The sequence below is a fragment of the Rhizobium subbaraonis genome (assembly GCF_900220975.1).
GTDB lineage: Bacteria > Pseudomonadota > Alphaproteobacteria > Rhizobiales > Rhizobiaceae > Mycoplana > Mycoplana subbaraonis.
In genome coordinates this window covers 14,040-29,727 of record NZ_OBQD01000031.1, presented here as the reverse complement: position 1 = coordinate 29,727, position 15,688 = coordinate 14,040, and the positions used below count along the sequence as shown (strand labels likewise).

Sequence of the window (15,688 nt, the reverse complement as noted above, 5' to 3'; positions counted from 1 at the left end):
GGCGATCTCCATTATGTGTTGAAGGCCATGACGACGGGCAGGTCGAAGAGCTTAGCCCAGGCGGTCACGCTCGCCTTCTGGATAGCAACGATCGAGGTGCCTTCGGTCCACCAGCCGTTACCCGTTGCGACGATGACGCCAGGGGAATGCAGCATCGACTGCAGGACCGGCCAGAGGATGAGTTGCTCGTAGCAGATGAGCGGCGCAATCCTCGTTGTCCCAACCTCCACGACCGGGTTCGCGAACAGGTGCGCCTTGGCGCCGCCGCCCTGCCCTGTCCATCGCAACCATGGCTGCCACATGGAAACCGGAACCGGCATGCGCTCCTTGTAGAGGATGCCAGCGGCGCCGGAACCAACCGCCACTATGACGTTGTCGTAGCCTTGCGCATCGATGACGGCTGCGCCGGCGACGACCGTGAGGTCGAGCCCGTTCAACCCCTCCCGCCAAAGGCGAGCGACCGTCGGCGTCCAGAAGCCGAGCGCGCTCTCCGGAAAAACGACAACTTGCGCGCCCTTACTTGCGGATATGCGCGCTGTGGCGATCAGGCCACGGTGATGCTCGAGCGACCCGTCCCGGCCAAGGCTTCGTCCCAATTCAAGGTCTACGCCCATCCATCCTTCCGGTAGATTCGGCCCTGTCCACGTGGCAGTGGACCAGAGCCAGAAGCCTGCGAGGCCAATGGCGGCAGCCGACCAAAATCTCGTCACCATGACGAGCAAGCCGGCCGCAGCCGCAGCTAGGCCCCACCATCCCCATCCGGGAAACAGTACGCCGGCTGCGGTCAGCGGATGCGCCCATCCGCTGATGCCGAAGGGCGGCAGCCCCGTCAGCGCCGCAGCCACCAGATAGCGGAACGCCCTTCCTTTTCCCGGATGCCTTGTCAACGCGACCGCATGCACGGCGACGAAGGAGGCCGAGGCCGCCAGCCAAAGCAGAAGGCCGGGCCAGAGATCGGCAGCATAGAAGTTGGCGACGCCCTGCGGCAGACCGCGCGAGGCCGCCAGGAAATAGCCGGCCGACACGAGTGCCGCGACCCTGCGCGACGGCGACATCGCCCAAAGCGCCGGGAAGAGCATCGCAAGCGGAAGGGCGAGCACATTGCCGCTCCAGCCGAGTGAGCCGCAGGCAACGGATGCGAGGATGAGCAACACAGACCGCCAATGGTCAGAAATGTGGTCACGGATCAAAGGTGATGACCGGCCGGGCAAGGCCGAGAAGGCCGCTGTCGGGGACCGACCCGAAGTATCGGGAGTCATAGGAGCTCGCAAAAGAAGAGTAGAGATAGAGATGTCCTGATGGCACGATGCCACCAGGAAATGGCGTGATCGTCCTGTCCTCCCCGTCCGTCTTCCGGACGACAGATGCGGCAAGGGAACCGCCGTCGATCACGACGTGATCCGTGATTTCGACATGCTGTCCGGGAAGTGCTGCGATCATCTTGATCAGCGGCGCGAACCCACCGGCGCACAAGCCTCGTCGGAGATACCCTCGCCGTCGTGCCTCCTCGAATATTGCGGTCGGGGGCGGGCAGATGAAGACGAGATCTCCGGCCTCGAGCGGACGATCGAGTTTCTCGATACGCCAGAGCCCGACCGGTTCGCTCGGCGTCAGGTTCAACCTATAACCGCCGACGAACGCCGCTGTGATAAAGCAAGTGACAGCCACCATTGACGCGCTCAGCAGCATCATCGCGCCGCGCCGCCTCATTGCTTCACAACCGGAGTCTGGCGCTGCGCGAGACGCAATTCCTCTACCTGCCGCAGGGTCTCGGTCGTACGTTCATGGGCGGCGAGCTGCTGGGCCACGCGCATAATCGGCCAAGCTTCCTTCAGGCGTTCCTTCTCCTGTGGCTGCATTCCCTCGGAGAGCTTGTCGAAGAGTTTGCCCGATGGCTCACGTGCGGCATTGGTCAGCAGGGTGCGTTCGCCAAACCGTTGGGCCACAGCCTTGTTGAACTCGTCAATCTCCAGCTTCGTCTCGCGATTGCTCAGCGCATATGCAAGTGCGGCCGGCAGATCGTTCCTGTCGATCGCGTCGCGTACGCGCTCCAGCACGGCGCGCGCGGCCGGAGACAGCGCCGGTATGTCGATCGAGACACGCTGGCGCAGCGTGTTCTCTTCGGCTTCATGCCGTTGCACCGCGCTCTCGCGCATCTGCAGATAGCGTTCGAGGTCACGCCTGAGCGCCGGCACATTGATCTCGGCGATACGGCGCGCCTCGCGCTCCGCCTTGCTGGCGAGAATGCCGGTCTTGCCCCTGAGAGGACCGATCGACGCCGGCTCGGCCTCAAGCTTCTGAAGCGCCTGTCGCGCCATGTCCTTATCCGCCAGCACGGCGTCAAAGTTCATCGCCCGGAAGGCAGTTTCGGGATCGGCGAACACATAGCGGAACCGGATCGAAACCTCCTCCCAGTGCCTCTTCAATGCGGGATCAACGTCGAGCTTTTGCCCGACCGCGTCCGCAACGGAATTCTCGAACCGAGTTATGCCGGCGACCATGGGTTTCGACTCCTTAGCTGATTGGGTTGGCGGGGATTGCCGCAAGCCGAGCCGTTCGCCGAGAGCGCGAAGGCGGCTCGCGAGATCGGTGAGCTTGCTTTTCTGGCGCAGCGTCCAGTCGAGCCGGTCGCGCAGCAATGTTCGCGCCACCTGCAAGATGCGCAGCCCTCGGTTTTCGGCGAAGGCGAGTGCCTCGCGGTAGAGCGTACCGCGCTCGTAGTCGAGCGTCGTCTCCTTGGCGTTTCGCCGCGATAGGATCTTGGCCAGCCCGCCGTTCATCTCGAAGGAGCGGCGACCGAAATAGACCTGAAGGTCCTCTCGATGGCGCGTCATCGCGACATAGGTCAGGTGGCGATCCAGAGAAAGGGAAGCCAGTACCTTCACCCTATCGACGGTGGCGCCCTGGCTCTTGTGGATCGTGGTGGCATAACCGTGGTCGAGATTGTTGTAGAACCGCTGCTCGACCCTCACCTGCCGGCGCTGATCGCCCTCGCCCACCACCGCGACGATGCGGTTGGGCGCGGCCTCGATCACACGGCCGATCATCCCGTTCTTGACGTCGAGCGAACCCTCGTTCTTCAGGAAAACGATCTGGTCGCCGGCGTCGAACTGGCGGGTGCCGTCGGCGGTCCTGAAGACGTGTCCCTCTCCGACGATACCGCGCTCGACCAGCTTTGCGCGCGCCATCATGTTCAGCATGCGGACGTCGCGGCGCAGATGCGCCAGCATCAGCATCGACCTGGCGGGATCGTAGTCGTGGTTCCAGGCCGAGATGAGGCTCTCGACGGCTTCCGATTTCAGGTTTTCTCCAACGACATGACCGCGAGTGCGATAGGCCAGCAACCCCTGTTCGATGTTGCCGCGCGCGAGATCGAGCGAGGCATGCCGCATCCACTCCTCGCGCTGGCGGTAGATCGTCTCGAGCTCGGCGTAACCGATGCGATCGACGATGGCGCGGAAGGCAGCACCCGCCTCGATCGGCTGCAGTTGCTCGGGATCGCCGACGAGCACGATCTTCGCCCCCGCCCTGACGACGGCTTCGACGAATCCCGCCATCTGTTTCGAGGCGACCATGCCGGCCTCGTCCATGACGAAAACGGTCCTGGCATCGAGCGTGTCACGCCCCTGTTGCCACCGCAGCTCCCAGGAGGCGAGTGTGCGGGAGACGATGCCCGCCTCCTTCTCCAGTCCCTCGGCCGCCTTGCCGGCAAGGGCACCACCGACCACGCGATATCCGGCGAGTTCCCACGCCTCACGGGCCGCCTTCATCATGGTGGTCTTGCCAGCACCTGCGCGGCCGACCACGGCCGCGATGCGCGCGGAACCCGCAACATGCTCGATGGCAGTCCGCTGTTCTTCCGACAGACGCGAATGACGGGCGAAGGTGGCCTCCAGCACCTTGTCAGAGACGCCATGCGACGCGCTTGCCGCGAGCCAGCTCGATCGACGCGCCATCTCCGCCTCGAGCCGAATCAGCTCGCGCGTCGTGTAACGGGCCGGCACTCTTTCGCCGGTCGCGAAATCGATTGTGTCGCGCTGGAGACGCAGCACCTCCGGGCTCTGTATGATCCGAGCCAGAAGCTGCTGGAACACGGCCGGATCGTCGACATACCGGTTCAAAACCTTCGCGACATCCCGGCTGTCGAAGACGCTTTTCTCCCGCGTGATCAGGTCGAGCACGATCGCGGGATTGCGCAGAATACGGCGGGTATTTTCGCTGCGGCGTTTCTCGTTCAGCTCGATCCGTGCCAGCTCCGCCCGGACGCCTTGCCTCTCCGCCTTGCGCTCGATGGCCTTTGCCCCGACGCCGAGATGGATGGTCGGCTCAAGATCGATGCCCTGCTTCTCGTAGGAGCGGCCGTCGACGCGCAGCGAGATCCCGTTCAGCGCCAGGTGATGGTTGAGACGCTCGAACCAGGCGTCACGAAAAGCACTGAAGTCATCCGTCCCGCCGGCCCAGAGCTCGTAGACGATCTTTCCCGCCTTGTTGCGCAACGGTTGCCCGTCTTCGCCGAGAACCGGCATCTTCTTCGCGCCAAATCCGTCCTCGGTGAGCGGCCGCAATGTCGTCATCAGGTGGATATGCGGATTACCGGGGTTGTCATGATAGACCCAGTCCGCGACCATGCCCTTGGCGAGGATATGTTTCTCCACGAAATCCCGTATGAGCGCGATGTTCTGCTCGGGCGTCAGTTCCAGTGGCAGCGCGATGGTCAGGTCCTTGGCGAGTTGCGCATCGGAGCGCTTCTCGAAGGCCTCGACCTTGTTCCAGAAGGCTTCGGAGGCTCCCGGAATCGAGCGATCGGCTAACAGCATCCGCGCCCATTTCGGGGCGTCGACGGGCAAGACAAACTCCTCGTGCAGGAGCCCCTGTTTGCGGGTGTAGTCGATCGTGCGGGCCTCGCGCTCGTATTCCATCCTGGCGCAGTGCCGGTAGGCCGCCGACAGCACGGCGCTGCGGCCGTCGCCGCGGCTGACGATGCTGACGGAGAAGTGGGCAATGGCCACGGCGACAAAAGCTCCTGGTTCGAACCTCGTTCGTCGGAGCTGGCCAGGCCATTCAGAGCCCAACGCAAGGCGTCGCGTCAGCGACGTATAATTGCGCCCTTGGAACCGCTCCTTCGGAACGGCCGGGATCATCCTCCAAAGTGTAGGCCTTGCCGACGTGCAAATCTGCACATTTCCTTCCAAGGGCATCCGGAGGAGTTTTGGCGTCGCGCATGCAACGCCAAGACAGCCAGGGAGTGCCACCGGCATGAAGAAACCGTCATCGAAGATCAGGGAAGAAATCGCCAGGCTCCAGGAGCAGCTCAAAGCAGCAGAAACACGCGAGGCCGAGCGCATCGGCAGAATCGCGCTGAAGGCCGGTCTCGGCGAGATCGAGATCGAGGAAGCCGCACTTCAGGCGGCGTTCGAGGACATCGCCGGACGGTTTCGCGGAGGCAAGGGACAGACGACCGGAAAGAAGAATGCCGGCGACGGCAGGACCGGCGGCGACACGTCCACGGCGGTCGCGTCTGGCGCGGATGCGGGCGGCTCTGGCGAGGCTTGAGCGGATGCGGCGAACGACATCGACCGATGCCCGTAAGAAGGACACGCGCGAAAAAATCGAGCTGGGCGGCCTGATTGTGAAGGCCGGCCTGCGCTACGAAAAACGGGCGCTGCTGCTGGGGCTGCTGATCGATGCTGCCGGGCGTATCCGCGGTGACGAAACGGAGCGCTCGCGCCTGACCGCAATCGGTGCGGAGTCGTTTGGTCCTGACGGTGAATAGGCTCCTTCTTGCGACCCTGCCCGCGGCATTGATGATCACCACCATGTTGGCAATGCTGGGCATTGAGACCTGGCTCTCGGATTTCGGAGCATCGCCTCAGGCGAAACTGATGCTCGGGCGGATCGGTCTCGCCCTGCCCTACGCGGCCGCGGCCGCGATCGGCGTGATTGCCCTGTTCGCGACGGCGGGCGCGGCCAACATCAAGACTGCCGGTTTGAACGTATTGGCTGGTGCTTCCGTCGTCTGCATCGCAGCGATCGCACGCGAGGGGTGGCGGCTCCACGCTCTCGTCGATCGGGTGCCTCACGGCCAGTCGGTGTTCGCCTACACTGATCCATCGGCGATGCTTGGCGCATGCGCGGCCGTCTTCACAGGAATTTTCGCACTGCGCGTCGCGATCAGGGGGAACGGCGCCTTCGCGAAAGCAACGCCGCGGCGGATCGCGGGGAAGCGGGCCGTGCACGGCGAGGCCGACTGGATGAAGGTGGCTGACGCCGCCAGGCTGTTTCCCGATGCCGGCGGCATCGTGATCGGTGAACGCTACCGTGTCGACAAGGACAGCGTAGCGGCCATGCCGTTCCGGGCCGATGAGGCGCGGAGCTGGGGCGCCGGCGGCAAGTCTCCACTTTTGTGCTTCGACGGCTCGTTCGGTTCGTCGCACGGTATCGTCTTCGCCGGCTCGGGCGGCTTCAAGACGACATCCGTGACGATCCCGACCGCGCTCAAATGGGGCGGCGGCCTCGTCGTGCTCGACCCGTCGAGCGAGGTTGCGCCGATGGTTGTCGATCACCGGCGCAAGGCTGGACGCAACGTGATCGTGCTCGATCCCGCCACGCCCGCGATCGGTTTCAACGCGCTCGACTGGATCGGCCGTCACGGCAACACGAAGGAAGAGGATATTGTCGCGGTCGCGACCTGGATCATGACCGACAATGCGCGCACCGCGTCGGCCCGCGACGACTTCTTCCGGGCATCCGCCATGCAGCTCCTGACGGCGCTGATCGCCGACGTCTGCCTTTCCGGCCACACGGACGAGAAGGACCAGACGCTGCGCCGAGTAAGGGCCAATCTTTCCGAGCCGGAGCCGAAGCTGCGCGAGCGCCTGACGCGGATCTACGAGCAGTCGGAATCCGAGTTCGTGAAGGAGAACGTTGCCGTGTTCGTCAACATGACACCGGAGACGTTTTCCGGCGTCTACGCCAATGCGGTGAAGGAAACGCACTGGCTGTCCTATCCGAACTATGCGGCGCTCGTGTCAGGCGACAGTTTCTCGACCGATGATCTCGCGGAGGGCGGAGCGGACCTGTTCATCGCGCTCGACCTCAAGGTCCTGGAAGCCCATCCGGGACTGGCGCGCGTCGTCATCGGCTCGCTGCTGAACGCCATCTATAACCGCAATGGCAAGGTCAAGGGACGCACGCTCTTCCTGCTCGACGAGGTCGCGCGCCTCGGCTATCTGCGCATCCTCGAAACCGCGCGCGACGCCGGTCGCAAATACGGCATCACGCTCACCATGATCTTCCAGTCTATCGGCCAGATGCGCGAAGCCTATGGCGGCCGTGACGCGACCAGCAAATGGTTCGAGTCCGCGTCGTGGATCTCGTTCGCCGCGATCAATGATCCGGACACGGCCGACTACATCTCGAAACGCTGCGGCGACACGACGGTCGAGGTCGACCAGACAAACCATTCGACCGGGATGAAGGGATCGTCGCGATCGCGATCGAAGCAGCTCAGCCGTCGGCCACTGATCATGCCGCACGAAGTGCTGCGCATGCGCAGCGACGAACAGATCGTCTTCACATCAGGCAATCCGCCGCTCAGATGCGGTCGAGCCATCTGGTTCCGGCGCGACGACATGAAGGCCTGCGTCGGGCAGAACAGGTTCCATCGCGAAGAAGAGAGAGGTGGATGAGAGCCGCGCTCAAACGGGCTTTGTCTGATGCCGGCGTAAGCCGATCCGCGAGAGGATCGCAACCCGCATGGGACGAAACCGCTTGGCGGGTTCGGTGCGCTCCAGCGCATAGAGCCGTGCGGCAAAGCCGCCTCGCCCACGCCCCTCTTCCTCCGGAAGGGAAAACCATCAGCGAGATGAATCGATCACACCGCACCGATTCATGGAAGTCGTTGGACGCGGGCTCGCAAAGACGCGAGAATCCGGGCATGCAAAACGAGGAAACACGCCTGGTTCATCTTCACCGTATCGACGCTACACAGAATATGCGGCGCTTCTATATGCTCGCGATCCAGCCGACCCTGTTTGGTGGCGCCTCCGTCATCCGCAACTGGGGCCGGATCGGATCTAACGGTCAGACGATGATGGAAACCTTCGACTCTCAAGAAGATGCGGATACAGCGCTGTCGCGCCTCGAACGTACGAAACGAAAGCGGGGTTATCGCAACGTTCGCTGCGCCGAATGACACACCTTCAACATCCCGAGGCTGCTGTTTCCTGTGGTTTTCTCGCATCTGGCAACACTTCCAGCATTCGGACCTCTATCGGCGCCACACCTTCATCGTCATAGCTGAAGGACATCCACAAGCAGAGGAGACTGGCCTTCATGACCACCACCAACGAAATCGCCGACAAGATTGCCGCTGAGCAGAACCTGACCAAGGCACAGGCCAAGGCAATCGTCGAAAGCGTCTTCGGCCAGATCGCCGAGGCCGCAAAGGCTGGCGCGGAAACATCGATTCCCTCCTTCGGCAAGTTCAAGGTCAAGGAGACCCCGGAGCGCGATGGCCGCAATCCCGCAACCGGTGCAACGATCAAAATCGCTGCTTCGAAGAAGCTGACGTTCACGCCGGGCAAGGCGGTCAAGGACGCACTAAACGGCTGAGACGAGTGGGCTGCTGAGATCGGCAGCACTATGGAAGTCTCCTAGAAAGGAGGCTCCCCGCCGATGCGGCCGTCCTGCTCGGGCTCGATGACGGCAAGCTCGGCCAGCGCCATCTCCAGCTCCGCGGCAATCTGGCGGCGCTCGCTCGCGTCCAGAACGGCCCTGAGTTCAGCTTTCAATTCCTCGATTTGCATTTCGAGAGAAATCGTCATCGTCGTCTCCTTGACGTTTGTGAAAGACGACGCCGCGCGTCATGGCGGAGCGGAGGAGTCCAGGAGCGCGGAACGCGACCGGCGGAGCCGGCGAGTGGGGGAGCCGAAATGCGCCAGCATTTTGGGGGTACCGCTCGTGCTGGACGCCTTCGGTCCGCCATGGCATCCTCGGGCGCTCTGAGCAGACCCCCACCTCTCCGTATCACACCCGAAAAGCCGGAAGCGGGCTCGACGCCCGCGACCGGCTTCCTCTTGCGCAAGGAGAAGAGCCCCGCCATTTGGCGGAGCCCCTCGGGGTGGGGATCAGGCCTCCCGCTTCGGGCGGTTCCAGATGAGGGCGTATTCCCCTTCCTTCTCGCTCGGCCAAAGGGCCGCGGTGATCGGGGCGTTGAAGCTCGGGTCGTCCAGCTTGACCGAGATGTATTCCTCGCCGTCGTTGGAGACCGCCTTCCAGCCCGCGCCGACCTCGACGCCGTTGCCGGCGGTGATGCGGAAGTCCGGGGCGTCGCGCGAGACGCGCTCGATGGGGTTCAGGCGGGCCTTCATGCTGACCGTGAGCGTGCGGACGTTGCCGATGATCGAGTTGTTGCCGTTGGTGGTGAATTCGCCGATGACTGCCATTGTCGTGATCCTTTTCGGTTTGTTCGGGCCGCACCTGTCGCGGCCTCGATGGCGGTGTAAGGACCGGGGGCGATCGACACTGCACCCTCTGGGCCGAAACGAAGTGGAGGGCGGCCGGGAGCGGCTTTCTTGGACCGCGAGGAATGCGAACGCAGTTCGCAGGGGAAGAAAGTTGCGGATGGCCGTTGCGGGATGGCGATCGAGACGAAGTCGTCCTTCGGTCACACCAGATTCATCGAGGTCTGCGCGGGTGCGCCCCGCTTCAATCGGGAAGGAACCCGGCTTAAGGCCCGGAGTTCATCGGCGATCCCCGACGGCGACCGCGGTGATGGCACCGCTCTCTCACGATGGCTCCCGTCTGCACAGCCCGCCGTGTCAGTCGATCCCTCACCGACGCCCCATCCGCGTCATCTCACCGGCGAACGCGCTGACCGGCACCGATCGCATGGCGGCTCTTGCATCGGCCGCGTATTCTCGGACAAGCCGGCGACCGAGGTCTCACCGCACCTCCCTGGAGGCCGGTCGAGAAGAAAGGATGGGAGCGCTTCGAAACCAACAGGCTCGCGGCGTGCCTATATCGACCACACCTGATCCGCCGTCGCGCGGCGGGGCTCGTTCCGCGTGCCTGCCGACTGCGCCCGCTCGATCAGAGGGGCCTACACGTGATGATCGCCGACACTGCACGCGCCGTTAGACGTCGCTCGGCGAAATGAGCTTCGGCCCTCTCGTCGGGAGTGTCTGGCCGGGAATCTTCCAGGGCCTCCTGCACCTTCGCCCGGAACCAGCCGCCCTGGCTGGCCGCATCAGGGCACGGTTTCGATGTCTGTCTGTCTGAACTCATCTGCCGTCGCCAGAATGGGCACGTTGTAATATTTGGCGCATGCGTAATGCAGGCAGTCGCCGAGATTGAGGCCCCGGCGGCCTGCGCGATAACGATGCGCGGCGGAAAGCGCGATCCGGGTCGTCGCGTCCGCAGGCGGAAGATCGCGGATTTCGATCCCGCGCTCATCGAGGAACTCGATGACGATCGGTTCCACCTCCGCCACGGCGAGGCCGAACTTGTCGGGGCGGGCAAGGCCGAGCACCGCCTGAAGCACGGCAACGGGGGATGTGAAGGCGGCATTCGCGGACGCGATCGCATTGGAGACACGCTCCGCTTCCGGCTCGTCGGAGAGCAGCGCGATGATGGCGCAGGCATCGACGAACATCAGCTTTCCCACAATTCGTCATAGGCTTCGCGCGGAAGCGGCTGTCTCTGAGCCTCATCGAGTTTGATGCCATGTTGTTCGCGGAGGCGGGCAGCGGTTTGCAGCGGCGTCTCCTGGTGACGGCGGCGTTCGATCGCCTCTTTCATGGCAATCACGATGGCGTCGGTAATGCTGACGCCAGCCATATGCGCGAACTTGCGCGTGAGCGCGTCCGCTTCAGGATTGTTGACGTTGATCGGCATGGGTCACTCCATGTAGATAAATTCAGGAAGTAATGTAGATCGCCTCGCCCATATCTGCAAGGTTTCTCCAACGGGTGACACGAAGGTCGCGCGGCCGACGGGGAAGGCGTCTCGCCCTCCCCGTCGATCTCCGAGGCGGAAAGCATCAGGCGGCCTGCCGCCCGGTCTCCGCATTCGGCTGGAGGTCATGAAGATAGGCGACAGCGCGTTGCGCATGTGCGGCCGCCTGGAAGATTGCCCGGCGGTCACCGTCGAGCAGCTTCAACCACGAGGCCACATAGCTCGCGTGATCCGGCCGCGGCTCCAGTTCCGGGACGATCCCGAGATCGGCGCAGAGGAAACATGCCCCTATGTCGGCACAAAGCTCTTCGCGCGCGCGATCCGTGCGATCCTTATGGTAGCGGCTGAGATCTCTGTTCAGCCTATGGCTTGCGCCGACCCAGTGGGTGACCTCGTGTCCGAGGACGGCGTAGTAACTCTCGGCATCCCGGAACGTCTCGAAACCCGGCATCTGAATGCTATCGCTGGATGGCTGATAGAAGGCCTGTGACCCACCATGCCGGATCACCGCGCCGGTATTGGCGAAGAAACGATCTGCGTGCTCAATGCGCTCGAGCGGCTCTCCGACGGGTTCAGAGCGGCGATAGTAGTGACCCGGAAGCTCCTCGATTTGATCGCAATTGAACACCGTGTACGCCTTGAGGAACGGAATGTCGCGCTCGACTTCACCGCCGCCGGCATCCTTTTCTGTCTTCGTGAAGCGGCTGGCATAGACCACGGTTGCGCCGCTTTCGCCCTTGCGCACATGGGCGCCGAGTTCGTTCGCCTGGCGCAGCGTCATCCAAGTCGCCGACATGAACCCGCTGGCGATACTCTCGGACCAGAGCAGGAGGACATTCAGCCCCGTATATGGCTGTCCGTTGTGGCGCAGCGGCCGGGTGATCCGGCCCGACATGTTGCCGGCACTCCACGGCTGCACCCACGGGCGCACCCCCTTCTCCAGATCAGCGATGATCCGCTCCGTGATCCGTGCATAGATGTCAATCCTCGCGCTTTCTGATTTCCTGCTCATTCTTCTGACCTCCGTGTGCGGCCGCGCCCATCGCGGCCCGTCGCGGAGGGCCGATGGCAGGAGCAGTCAGGCGGCATGCGCACCGGAACGGCCGGAACGAAGAGAAGGACGGCGTAGCCGTTGCGCCTGTCGTCGGCTCCTGCAGGACCGACAGAAGGGACGGGCCGCGATGGCGGCTTTCTCTTGCCCCGATTTCTTTCTCTCTCACCTCTCCTGATGCGACTTCGCCGCGACGTAGAAACACGGAAAGCCGCCCCGCGAGGAGACGGCTTCTTCCTGGATACGATGAAGGCGGAGCCGAAGCCCCGCCAGGTCGGCCTCAATCGAAGGCCGACATCTGCGCCGCGGCCGCTTTGCGGTCGAGGGACTGGCCCGGATTGTCGACAGGCCGGTCGAAGGGCTTCCATGCCTCGCCGACGATTTGTTCGTAGGCGGCGACGGCACCTTCGGCGGCCATCCGGAGCGCGTGCGCCTGAACGCCCATGTCGGCCGCGAACTCGCGCTTGCGCTGGGCGGCACTGTCATAGCCGACAGGACCGTCGAGATCCTCGTCGCGCGCTTCGGCGGCCCCCTTGGCGGTGGCGTCACGCGCCTCAGTGACGGCGCGCGAGTAGAACTGGCCGGCGCCATGAGCGGATCCGACATAAGCGCCGACGATGCGCTGCAGATGGATCTGCATCGCCCGTTCGCTTAAGCCCTCGGAAAGGCCCGTGGCGGTCTCGACGATCAGGCGCTCATGCATGTCGCGGATGCCGTCGCTGTCGAGAATGGCGGTCCCGAAGCTCTCGGCGATCCGGAGCGCCTGCGTTTCATCGGGGCATGTCAGGCGGACCATTTCGATGGTGGCGCCCTTGCGGAGCTGGAGGACGCGGGCGGATTGGCGGGACTGGGTTGCGGGCTTTGCCATGATGGTTTCCTTTTTCGGTTTTCCCGAAGCGGTTCCGGCCCCTTGGCCGTTCTGCCCTTCGGTGCGGTCAAGAGGAGCCGGCGCAAGCCGGGCGTTTCAGGGTCCGGTCAGGCCAGATCGAGCGGAGCCGGTGCGCGGGCAAGCGGGTCTTTGAGACCTGCGAGGCCCGCGTTCCTGCTCTGCGACAAGCGGCATGACCGGCCGCCCCGCGGCGCGACAGCGGCCTTGAAACGACCGGCAGCCGGTTCAGACCGCAACGAAAGCGAAGGGCAGATCGGCAAAGGGATAGACATCGGATGCCAGAGCCGAAGAGGAAATCAGGCAAGGCGCGCGCCAAACCAGTTCCCATCTGCCGGAAGAGCTTCGATCACCAGGTTCGGAGTGCTTTGCCGCCCTCCTGATGTCCGCTGGTCTGCGAGGCGCTCTCGATGGGAAAGCGGCGGCGGTTTGCTCTCGGCGGCTTTCCGCGATAGATGCGCTCCTGACATGCGGGGCCGTTGCAAGGTCTCCTACGGAAGGGGCACAACAGATGAGCGACCAGAGCAACGACGATTACGTCTATGACGAAGCAACCGGGGAATGGCGGCCGGCCTCCGAACTTGCCGCGGAGAAGGCGAAGGCAGCCGAAGTCCGCGATGCCTCCGGCAATGTTCTCGCCGACGGCGACTCCGTCGTGCTGATCAAGGACCTGAAGGTCAAGGGCGCCGGCCAGACGCTGAAGCAGGGCACCGTCATCAGGTCGATCCGGCTCACCGATAATCCGGAAGAGATCGATTGCCGCCACGACGCGATCAAGGGGCTGGTCCTGCGCACGGAATTCGTGCGCAAGCGTTGACGGGGTGCGCTACCGTTTGGGCAAGCGGTAACGATCAAGCCAGGTGGGGCCGTGCGTGTTGCGAAGTCGGCGCAATATCCCGACATCGTCATGGGGCGCTTCGCCCATCCAGGCGTGGTTCAGGATGCGCTTCCACGAGCGGCCGTGTCTGGCGGCATAATCCTGAAGGGCATTCACCTCTTCCTCGGTCAGAGGTGGAAGCGGCTCGGCGTCAACGCGCCTCATGGCGCGCTCCTCTCACGACGGTGGTGACGACATTCTCGTTCCGGGCCCCGGGCGGAAGCATTGAATTCCGGTCGCGCCTGGAAAGCGGCGATGGCCGCCTCCTGGCGCGTGAGCTTGCGGGCAAGAGCATCGATCTCCGGCTGCCGTTCCGCGGTGATCGCCGCCAGACTGGAGCGATAGCGGGCGAGGAAGGCTTCCGGCGCGGGCGGTTTACCCCGCCGGTATCCGCTTCGGCGCCGCCCGAGCGACGGGACGAGAGCCGTCATCTTGGCGGTAATCTGCCGGTCGATCATGTCGAGCTGGCGTTGAGTCTGGCGGCGGGCCTCTTCCATCCGGAAAAGCAACGCCTGACGTTCCGGGGACCGGGTCATGATGTCTCCCTCCCCTGCCAGACGACAAAGCTCGACGGCCCGTCATAGGACCGATGACGATCGACATCGATGACGAAACCGAAACGGCCCGGTTCGTATTCGGCAGACGGCACGAGAAAACGTCGTTCCCCGGTATTGTGCTCCCGCTTCCCGCCGCGCGTGGCGATCACTTCGGTCATGCCGGGATGATGATCAGAGCGAAGGGCGGAGATGACGATCCAGTCACCGGCATGGGCCGCCTCGAAAGCGCGACGGTCCTTCACATGAGATTCACCGGGCGCCAGGGTCGTGCCGAAGATGGTTTCCCAGGCGTCGGGCCACCAATCCTTGATCGACCGTTCCGCGCAGCGGCGTTCGAACGCGGTGAACAGGAAGGGGAAGGTGATCGCGACGATCGCCCAAGCGGAGTCCTCCTCATAGAAGCCGTCTTTCGACCGCAGCAGCGGGTGAACCTTTCGGTTGCGCTCAGCCGAGAGCTTGAAGCCGCCGTGCCCGGCGGTGGAATGGCACTCGACGCCCTCCGCATAGACGATCGTGCGCTGCGACATTCCCCAGGGCGTATGGACACGGGTGAAGATCTCGCAGCGGCCAAGTGCCTGCCGTTCGCGTTGATGTTCGGCGTTCTCGATTACGCGTGCACGAAACGCCGCCTCGTCGGCGAGTTCGCCGGAATGACCGTAGAAGTCGGATCGCCGCCACTCGGCGAACGGCCGGGCGATCTTCCAGCCAGTGGCAAGATAGTGCCGGCCTTCACGGCTAGGCAACATCGCGAACGCCGTGTCGTGCAAGCGGGCGACCGGAAACCCGTCGGCGGATCGCCCAAAAGAGACCTCCGGATATCGGGAGGTATCATTGGCTTCGGTCATGACAGGGCTGGTGTTCATGCTGCCGCCCTCCCTTCCACGACGGCGGCTGCGACCTCATCCGCAGTGACGACCTCCAGCACGGCATGAGGATAACCATGTCGGGACAGCCATTCCTCTGCGACTTGGCGGTTCGCTGCGAGATGGACGAGCTCGGCATTGTCGCCGGCGCGGTCGAAGACCCGGCAACTGCCGATGGCAGGCCGTTCGACGATCGTGAACGTCAGACTTGTTTCCAGCGAAAAGCTGCGGTGGACGCGGATGGCGATGACGCCACCAGCGCCGTGGTCGGCCTCATGAAGCGTAAAATTAGCTGGCAGGATGATGTTGCCGGCGGCTCGTTCGTCCTGCTTGCGGATCAACCGGCCGCTGCTGTTATTGCTCTGCCATGCAGACAGCTTCCTGCGATGGCGTTCGGGTGGCTGCGGCGTGCCATCCGACCAGGCGATGAAGGAGCCGATGGGTGCCATAAATGCGATATGCGCTGACATGCAAGTTCTCCCTGAGTTTCGAGGGGTT

19 protein-coding genes are annotated in these 15,688 nt (G+C 63.8%); 6 read left to right on the top strand and 13 right to left on the bottom strand.

All coding sequences use genetic code 11. The annotated features are described in order from the left end of the window. Window positions 1-11: 11 nt before the first annotated feature. Genes CRO48_RS28355 through traA form a run of 3 tightly spaced genes read right to left on the bottom strand, consistent with a single transcriptional unit; the run spans window position 12 to window position 5,009 of the window. Window positions 12-1,259: a conjugal transfer protein TraB gene (locus CRO48_RS28355; RefSeq protein WP_097143039.1), complete on the bottom strand. Its 1,248-nt coding sequence runs from the start codon at window positions 1,257-1,259 to the stop codon at window positions 12-14. Beyond that, window positions 1,180-1,671, bottom strand: a complete 492-nt coding sequence (gene traF / locus CRO48_RS28350; RefSeq protein WP_407071962.1) for a conjugative transfer signal peptidase TraF — start codon at window positions 1,669-1,671, stop codon at window positions 1,180-1,182. The genes CRO48_RS28355 and traF overlap by 80 nt, the downstream gene beginning before the upstream one ends. A 35-nt stretch (window positions 1,672-1,706) precedes the next feature. After that, the gene (gene traA / locus CRO48_RS28345) at window positions 1,707-5,009 is read right to left on the bottom strand and encodes a Ti-type conjugative transfer relaxase TraA (protein WP_097143037.1); all 3,303 of its coding nucleotides are present in this window, start codon (window positions 5,007-5,009) and stop codon (window positions 1,707-1,709) included. A 247-nt stretch (window positions 5,010-5,256) separates the two neighbouring features. Between traA and traC the strand changes: the two genes are divergently transcribed. From traC to CRO48_RS28320, 5 genes are all read left to right on the top strand, one after another. Beyond that, window positions 5,257-5,553: a conjugal transfer protein TraC gene (gene traC, locus CRO48_RS28340; RefSeq protein ID WP_064334954.1), complete on the top strand. Its 297-nt coding sequence runs from the start codon at window positions 5,257-5,259 to the stop codon at window positions 5,551-5,553. Window positions 5,554-5,557: 4 nt separating this feature from the next. After that, window positions 5,558-5,773, top strand: a complete 216-nt coding sequence (traD, locus tag CRO48_RS28335) for a type IV conjugative transfer system coupling protein TraD (protein WP_176526930.1) — start codon at window positions 5,558-5,560, stop codon at window positions 5,771-5,773. After that, window positions 5,760-7,688, top strand: a complete 1,929-nt coding sequence (traG, locus tag CRO48_RS28330; RefSeq protein ID WP_097143051.1) for a Ti-type conjugative transfer system protein TraG — start codon at window positions 5,760-5,762, stop codon at window positions 7,686-7,688. Before traD ends, traG begins: the two co-directional genes overlap by 14 nt. Before the next feature lie 248 nt (window positions 7,689-7,936). Then, window positions 7,937-8,194, top strand: coding sequence for a WGR domain-containing protein (locus CRO48_RS28325; protein WP_064334951.1), 258 nt, complete (start codon window positions 7,937-7,939; stop codon window positions 8,192-8,194). A 140-nt stretch (window positions 8,195-8,334) separates the two neighbouring features. Continuing rightward, on the top strand, window positions 8,335-8,613 hold the full coding sequence (locus tag CRO48_RS28320; RefSeq protein ID WP_097143035.1) for an HU family DNA-binding protein: 279 nt from the start codon (window positions 8,335-8,337) through the stop codon (window positions 8,611-8,613). Between the two features lie 41 nt (window positions 8,614-8,654). On the opposite strand, the gene CRO48_RS32520 is transcribed toward CRO48_RS28320, so the two are convergent. From CRO48_RS32520 to CRO48_RS28290, 6 genes are all read right to left on the bottom strand, one after another. Beyond that, a complete protein-coding gene (locus tag CRO48_RS32520; RefSeq protein ID WP_176526929.1) occupies window positions 8,655-8,825 on the bottom strand; it encodes a hypothetical protein in 171 nt (56 codons plus the stop codon). 303 nt (window positions 8,826-9,128) lie between these two features. Beyond that, window positions 9,129-9,446 (bottom strand): DUF736 domain-containing protein, encoded by a 318-nt coding sequence (locus CRO48_RS28315; protein ID WP_064334949.1) that lies wholly within the window; start codon window positions 9,444-9,446, stop codon window positions 9,129-9,131. Between the two features lie 803 nt (window positions 9,447-10,249). Further along, complete coding sequence (locus CRO48_RS28305; RefSeq protein WP_097143033.1) at window positions 10,250-10,654, bottom strand: type II toxin-antitoxin system VapC family toxin; 405 nt, start codon at window positions 10,652-10,654, stop codon at window positions 10,250-10,252. Then, window positions 10,654-10,896, bottom strand: a complete 243-nt coding sequence (locus CRO48_RS28300) for a type II toxin-antitoxin system VapB family antitoxin (protein ID WP_097143032.1) — start codon at window positions 10,894-10,896, stop codon at window positions 10,654-10,656. The genes CRO48_RS28305 and CRO48_RS28300 overlap by 1 nt, the downstream gene beginning before the upstream one ends. A gap of 145 nt (window positions 10,897-11,041) precedes the next feature. Continuing rightward, the gene (locus CRO48_RS28295; protein WP_097143031.1) at window positions 11,042-11,968 is read right to left on the bottom strand and encodes an ArdC family protein; all 927 of its coding nucleotides are present in this window, start codon (window positions 11,966-11,968) and stop codon (window positions 11,042-11,044) included. Window positions 11,969-12,287: 319 nt separating this feature from the next. Beyond that, the gene (locus CRO48_RS28290) at window positions 12,288-12,875 is read right to left on the bottom strand and encodes a hypothetical protein (protein WP_097143030.1); all 588 of its coding nucleotides are present in this window, start codon (window positions 12,873-12,875) and stop codon (window positions 12,288-12,290) included. A 529-nt stretch (window positions 12,876-13,404) separates the two neighbouring features. Between CRO48_RS28290 and CRO48_RS28285 the strand changes: the two genes are divergently transcribed. Continuing rightward, window positions 13,405-13,710 carry an alkylphosphonate utilization protein gene (locus CRO48_RS28285; protein ID WP_064334944.1) on the top strand — a complete coding sequence of 102 codons (306 nt, stop codon included), beginning with the start codon at window positions 13,405-13,407 and terminating at the stop codon, window positions 13,708-13,710. Window positions 13,711-13,719: 9 nt separating this feature from the next. On the opposite strand, the gene CRO48_RS28280 is transcribed toward CRO48_RS28285, so the two are convergent. From CRO48_RS28280 to CRO48_RS28265, 4 genes are read right to left on the bottom strand one after another with little or no spacing between them, the layout of a single operon-like run. Next, window positions 13,720-13,935 (bottom strand): hypothetical protein, encoded by a 216-nt coding sequence (locus CRO48_RS28280; protein WP_084438770.1) that lies wholly within the window; start codon window positions 13,933-13,935, stop codon window positions 13,720-13,722. Beyond that, window positions 13,932-14,306, bottom strand: a complete 375-nt coding sequence (locus tag CRO48_RS28275; protein WP_097143029.1) for a hypothetical protein — start codon at window positions 14,304-14,306, stop codon at window positions 13,932-13,934. The genes CRO48_RS28280 and CRO48_RS28275 overlap by 4 nt, the downstream gene beginning before the upstream one ends. Continuing rightward, complete coding sequence (locus CRO48_RS28270; RefSeq protein WP_064334942.1) at window positions 14,303-15,190, bottom strand: DUF7007 domain-containing protein; 888 nt, start codon at window positions 15,188-15,190, stop codon at window positions 14,303-14,305. Before CRO48_RS28270 ends, CRO48_RS28275 begins: the two co-directional genes overlap by 4 nt. Continuing rightward, a complete protein-coding gene (locus CRO48_RS28265; protein ID WP_064334941.1) occupies window positions 15,187-15,660 on the bottom strand; it encodes a hypothetical protein in 474 nt (157 codons plus the stop codon). The genes CRO48_RS28270 and CRO48_RS28265 overlap by 4 nt, the downstream gene beginning before the upstream one ends. Between the last annotated feature and the right edge of the window lie 28 nt (window positions 15,661-15,688).